The sequence below is a fragment of the Mesotoga sp. UBA5825 genome, assembly GCF_002432955.1.
In the GTDB taxonomy this organism is placed as follows: domain Bacteria; phylum Thermotogota; class Thermotogae; order Petrotogales; family Kosmotogaceae; genus Mesotoga.
In genome coordinates this window covers 18366-18773 of sequence record NZ_DJHG01000093.1, presented here as the reverse complement: position 1 = coordinate 18773, position 408 = coordinate 18366, and the positions used below count along the sequence as shown (strand labels likewise).

The 408-nt window shown below is 47.5% G+C and carries 1 protein-coding gene; it reads right to left on the bottom strand.

The features are described from left to right. Positions 1 to 408, bottom strand: a 408-nt coding sequence (locus tag B3N33_RS09250) for a LysM peptidoglycan-binding domain-containing protein (protein ID WP_292593113.1), incomplete at both ends; no start/stop codon positions are given.

Here is a 408-nt window from a genome sequence, read left to right as displayed (position 1 = left end):
AACCGTTCGGCTTCCCAGGCGTGCATAGACAGTCTTAAGGTTGTTCCCATGATCGACAACAACCATCTCACCGTAAAGATCGTTTACACGCTCCGAGAGAATAACTTTACCGGGAAGAAAGGCGGTTATCCTGGAATTCGGCGGGACGGTCAGATCCATTCCCGGGTTGGCATAGCCGTAATCATAGCTTCCGAAGTTCGATTCAATTGAATCAACGAGAAAGTCTACCCCAAGATTCAAGCCGAAATGAGTAGCGATTGATGCCTTAGCCATGAGATTATCCAGTGAGAGAGGTATCTTTATCTCATCCCCTCGGAATATTAGGTCCCAGTTCTTGACCTGAGGATTCATTTCCTTCAGCTGATCTACTGTGACACCGTAAGCCTGTGCAATGTTCCACAGACTGTC